The sequence below is a fragment of the Mesorhizobium sp. P5_C1 genome, assembly GCF_054049815.1.
In genome coordinates this window covers 1-4,522 of the sequence record NZ_JBFULQ010000447.1, presented here as the reverse complement: position 1 = coordinate 4,522, position 4,522 = coordinate 1, and the positions used below count along the sequence as shown (strand labels likewise).

Sequence of the window (4,522 nt, the reverse complement as noted above, 5' to 3'; positions counted from 1 at the left end):
AGCCATCAAGGCCCGGCCCTACTCACCTTATGCCGGACGCAATTTCCCGACGCGGCCGCTGTTTGGCGACACGCATTTGCACACGGCCCTGTCCTTCGACGCTGGAGCAGCCGGCGCCAGGCTCGGACCGCGTGAGGCCTACAAATTTGCGAAGGGCGAAGAGGTCATTTCCTCGACCGGACAGCCGGCCAGGCTGTCGCGTCCGCTCGACTTCCTGGTCGTCGCGGATCACTCGGACAATATGGGATGGTTCACCGATTTCATGGCCGGAAAGCCGGAGATCCTGCAGAACGCGCAGGCCCGCGAGTGGTATGACATGATACAGTCGGGGCACGCTGGGGAAGCGGCGTGGTCCATCGTCATGACCTTCTCGCAAGGCAAATTTCCGCCTGACATCATCTACCAGCCGGGCAACCCCGCCTATCGGTCGGTGTGGCAGAGCATCATCTCGGCAGCCGAGGAAGCCAACGACCCGGGGCGCTTCACCGCTTTCATCGGGTTCGAATGGACGTCGCTGTCCAAGGGCAACAATCTCCACCGCAACGTCATCTTCCGCGATGGAGCCGAAAAGGCCGGTCTCGTCGAGCCATACACGACGCAACCGCCCGTCGGCAGCAACAACCCGCGCGACCTGTGGAAATGGCTGCGGAACTATCAGGACAAGACCGGCGGCGATGTCCTTGCCATCGCCCACAATGGCAATCTGAGCAATGGCGAGATGTTCCCGATCATCGAGCCGGTCACGGGCAAGGAGATCGATCGCGAATACGCCGAGCAGCGCGCCCAGTGGGAGGTGCTTTACGAGACCACCCAGATGAAGGGCGACGGCGAGAGCCACCCCTTCCTTTCCCCCAATGACGAATTCGCCAATTTCGAGAAATGGGACAAGGGCAATCTTGACCTCAGCGTGAAGAAGACGCCGGACATGCTGGAGTTCGAGTATACGCGCTCGGCGCTCAAGAACGGGCTGAAGCTGGAAGCCAAGCTCGGGGTCAATCCCTACAAGTTCGGCCTGGTCGGCAGCACGGATTCGCACACGGGCCTCTCCACTGCCGACGACGACAACTTTTTCGGGAAGATATCGACCGGCGAGCCAAGCCCGGAACGCTGGTCGCACCCCTTCATGGCGAACCCCAAGCTCGGGCTCAAGATCCTGGGCTGGGAGACAACTGCGTCGGGCTATGCCGCCGTCTGGGCGCAGGAGAACACACGCGCATCGATCTTCGACGCCATGAAACGGCGCGAGACCTATGCCACGACCGGGCCGCGGATGGCAGTTCGGTTCTTCGGCGGTTTCKATTTCGTCGAAGCCGACGCCAATACCCGCAGCCCGGCCATCGCCGGTTACACCAAGGGCGTGCCGATGGGCGGCGACCTCAAGCAGGCGCCAGCGGGCAAGGTGCCGACCTTCCTGGTTGCGGCATTGAAGGATCCGATCGGCGCCAATCTCGACCGCTATCAGATCGTCAAAGGTTGGCTGGACGCCGCCGGCGAGGTGCATGAACAGGTGTACGATGTCGCCTGGTCCGGCGACCGCAAGCCGGGCACCGACGGCAAGCTGCCGCCGGTTGGCGACACGGTCGACGTAGCCAATGCCACATGGACCAACACGATCGGAGCGCCAGAGCTCAGTGCCGTATGGAAGGACCCCAATTTCGATCCGTCCCAGCGGGCTTTCTACTATGGCCGCGTCATTGAGATCCCGACGCCGCGCTGGCCCGCCTATGACGCGAAATACTTTGGCATCAAGATGTCGCCGGATGTGACCATGACCACGCAGGAACGAGCCTACACATCGCCGATCTGGTACACGCCAGCCGGCTAAGGAAAGGCTGATTTGCTTGCGGAAGTCCACGGCAGGCGGATCGTGCGCCGCCTGTAAGCATAGGAAGGCTTAAACACGCGACAAGCTTTCTCCTTCCTCAAAACGACCCTGATCGGCGATCTGGTTGTCGTGTTGCCGGTCTGGCTGGTTGGCTTCGTGCTTATTCGCGGGCGTATGTCGTCTGACACCAGACAGGCAAATTCCGTGGTTGGAGCCGGATCGGGCCGTTCAAGGCGTCGATGTAAGAGGCACGGTTTCTCCTGGCGGGACGCCTTGTGGCAAGGCCGTCGGAACCTCGTGATTCTCTGATTTCCTCTGGTGTCGGTACGCGCGGGAGCCGTCGCGCGTCCGCACGACGGGCGGCGATCCAATTTCTTGCCGTCGAACAATTCCTGAATTGTGTGAAGTTGGACGCGAGGTCAAAGCCCACGGAAATCATGCGGGTCATCCTCAAAGAGACGCGCTAGCGATTGATGTCGTTGAACGCCGATTAAAGGGCATGAAACTAAGCAGAAATATTTGCGCTGACGTTGAAGGCATTCCCCGCAATTGGGAAGGTGCGTCGCCCGGTTACATCGATGCCGATCCATCTGCGCTCAAGCTTTTTGGGCAGCCTCGATGGCCGTTCCGCAGCCGCAGAACGGATCAGGCACTACATCTCCCGGCTTCGCGCTTAGGCCGATTATCCGCTCCAGCAACGCCAGAGGTTTTTGTGTGGTGTAGCCAAGCAGTTCTTGGGCCTGAGAGTTGATCGGGGGCGATATCCGCCCATACGTCACCGAGCGGCATACCTCGCATCTTCGTCGCGATCGGCACCACCTGCGAGGATCAAAAGCGCTGGGATCTGAACGTCCCGGCGCTGATCGAGGCTAAAAGGAATCTGCGTCCGATATTCGCCTTCGTATCGGCCGAGCCGCTGCTCGGCGAGATCCGCGCGCGGGCGGCGCCAATACCGGACGGCTTGCGCTCTTGGTTTCGGCCGCGCGACACGCATTACGATCCGCTGGACCCAGCCCAACATTCGCTTATGCGCATCGATCAGATCATCACCGGCGGCGAATCCGACCAATGCAAGCACCGGGCGCGGCCGAGCAACCCGCAATGGTATAGCTACTTCCGCAACGACTGTGCCGCCAGGGGCACGATCTTCCACCACAAGCAGAACGGCGAATGGGTGTCAGTCAGCGAAGTTTGACAGGGGGCCCACAAAGCCACCCCCGCCCCCCGCCGTCAGGCAGCCGCCCCGGGTCGATCCGCTATCTGACGCACGATTGCAGTCTCGACTAACTTCAGTCCTTGTTCTTGATCATGCCCATGATGCGGGCGCTATGTGCCGAAATCCGCGCTCCTGTCATAGCCGGATGCACATCACCCTCGAAACGCACACACCGCACACAGAGACGTGCTCCGGCCTCGCTCGGCACCTCGGTCACCCAGCCACAGTACCGGCACGAGTAGGGCACGATACCGGGACTCCGCGCGCTGGCGGTCGGCGTCGGCTTGTCGCCTATCATGTCGGCCCCTCAAATTCCTTCTGCAATTCGGATTGTCAGCTTCAGATCGATCAGCCGAGCCTGCAGGAGGGATAGCGTGAGTTCGTCACGTGCATCGACCCATCTGCTATCGTCGTTGGCGACATCACCATCGCGGAATACTAGATGGGGTTCATCGCTCCCGCGCTGGAGCTTTGGGCCGAGGTCCAGCTTCTTCAGCAGGCGGTAGGCCTTGGCAGTCGGACCCGTCTCAAGATCGAACCGGGTCTCCCAGAAAAATCCGTCAACGTCGTCATCGTAATCTCCGGGATCGATCTCGTGTATCTCCCAAATGGCGCGATGTTCGGCCTCAGCCTCGTGTGCGATGCCCTCGCTGATGAAGAACTCCCGCCAGGTTGGCGGCGGGGGCAGAAGGTCCAATGGCCGACAGTCAACAGATAGCCCTGCTCGCCACTGTCATACCAGAACATGGTCTCGGCGACCTGCGCCGGGGACGCGAGCAGGGGCTGGCCGGTCCTACCAACGAACGCTCGCGCGTCCTTGACGAACGCCGCTGTGAGCAGGCTGCCTGCTCCGATCAAAAAACCACGTCGTGAGAGCATAAGAAAACTCCAGAATTCACACACGCATCTGGAGAGAGACCTACTGTTGCCTCGAGAGAGGCCACATCATTGTCACCACCGTTGCCGGTCAAGGCTGGTTGGCGGGGCCGAAGCCCTCTCTGGATGTGGGTTGGCAGTAGCAGAGCCGCTGTCTCAGTGCAACCGACGGTGTCGTGCGCCTCAGCTATTCGGCCTGCTGGTGGGCCCCACAAGCCACTCCCCATCCCCACCTGCCGATGAACCCGGTTGGTGCCGACCGCCATCCGCTGCCGCCTGTGGGGGAGATCGGTTGGAAAGCTGCTGTTCGGCTTTATCTGCAAAACGAGCAGTAGCGTCAGGTGCAGACCTTCGGAACGTACCCCGTAGACGACCGCCTTGCGCCATGAGCGGCCCTTAGGGACAGGCAGCAAATGACCGAAGTGGGGCCGTGTATGGACGGCTCTCCGTTGGCAAGGGATTTTTTGAGGCTTTTGCAGTCGCTGGTTGGTGCGGCCATGTATCCGACCTGTAGGTGCGGCCTTTCATGTGCCGCTGGCCATAATGCCATACGCGCGGCTCAGGTCCCGATCGTAAGCACGCACTCGAGGTGCACGGCCCCAGTG

The 4,522-nt window shown here is 61.1% G+C and carries 5 protein-coding genes and 1 riboswitch; of the genes, 3 read left to right on the top strand and 2 right to left on the bottom strand.

Annotated features, from left to right (window positions below):
* The coding region (locus ACXJ7R_RS25470) for a DUF3604 domain-containing protein (RefSeq protein ID WP_457154241.1) at positions 1–1,825 on the top strand (1,825 nt) is incomplete at its 5' end.
* Between the two features lie 596 nt (positions 1,826–2,421).
* Here ACXJ7R_RS25470 and ACXJ7R_RS25465 read toward each other — a convergent pair.
* The gene (locus ACXJ7R_RS25465; RefSeq protein ID WP_457154240.1) at positions 2,422–2,604 is read right to left on the bottom strand and encodes a DNA methyltransferase; all 183 of its coding nucleotides are present in this window, start codon (positions 2,602–2,604) and stop codon (positions 2,422–2,424) included.
* On the opposite strand from ACXJ7R_RS25465, the gene ACXJ7R_RS25460 reads away from it, so the two are divergent.
* Positions 2,586–3,020, top strand: coding sequence for a DUF5131 family protein (locus ACXJ7R_RS25460; protein WP_457154242.1), 435 nt, complete (start codon positions 2,586–2,588; stop codon positions 3,018–3,020). The genes ACXJ7R_RS25465 and ACXJ7R_RS25460 overlap by 19 nt on opposite strands.
* A gap of 328 nt (positions 3,021–3,348) precedes the next feature.
* Here ACXJ7R_RS25460 and ACXJ7R_RS25455 read toward each other — a convergent pair whose 3' ends face one another.
* Positions 3,349–3,738 carry a hypothetical protein gene (locus tag ACXJ7R_RS25455; RefSeq protein WP_457154239.1) on the bottom strand — a complete coding sequence of 130 codons (390 nt, stop codon included), beginning with the start codon at positions 3,736–3,738 and terminating at the stop codon, positions 3,349–3,351.
* Here ACXJ7R_RS25455 and ACXJ7R_RS25450 point away from each other — a divergent pair.
* The gene (locus ACXJ7R_RS25450; protein ID WP_457154238.1) at positions 3,738–3,914 is read left to right on the top strand and encodes a hypothetical protein; all 177 of its coding nucleotides are present in this window, start codon (positions 3,738–3,740) and stop codon (positions 3,912–3,914) included. The two genes, ACXJ7R_RS25455 and ACXJ7R_RS25450, sit on opposite strands and share 1 nt — an antisense overlap.
* A 38-nt stretch (positions 3,915–3,952) precedes the next feature.
* Positions 3,953–4,052: riboswitch (SAM-I-IV-variant riboswitch) on the bottom strand.
* Positions 4,053–4,522 lie beyond the last annotated feature (470 nt).

Coding starts and splice junctions, on each gene's coding strand:
- ACXJ7R_RS25450 (WP_457154238.1), top strand. CDS start 3,738: ATGGCCGACAGTCAACAGATAGCCCTGCTCGCCACTGTCATACCAGAA.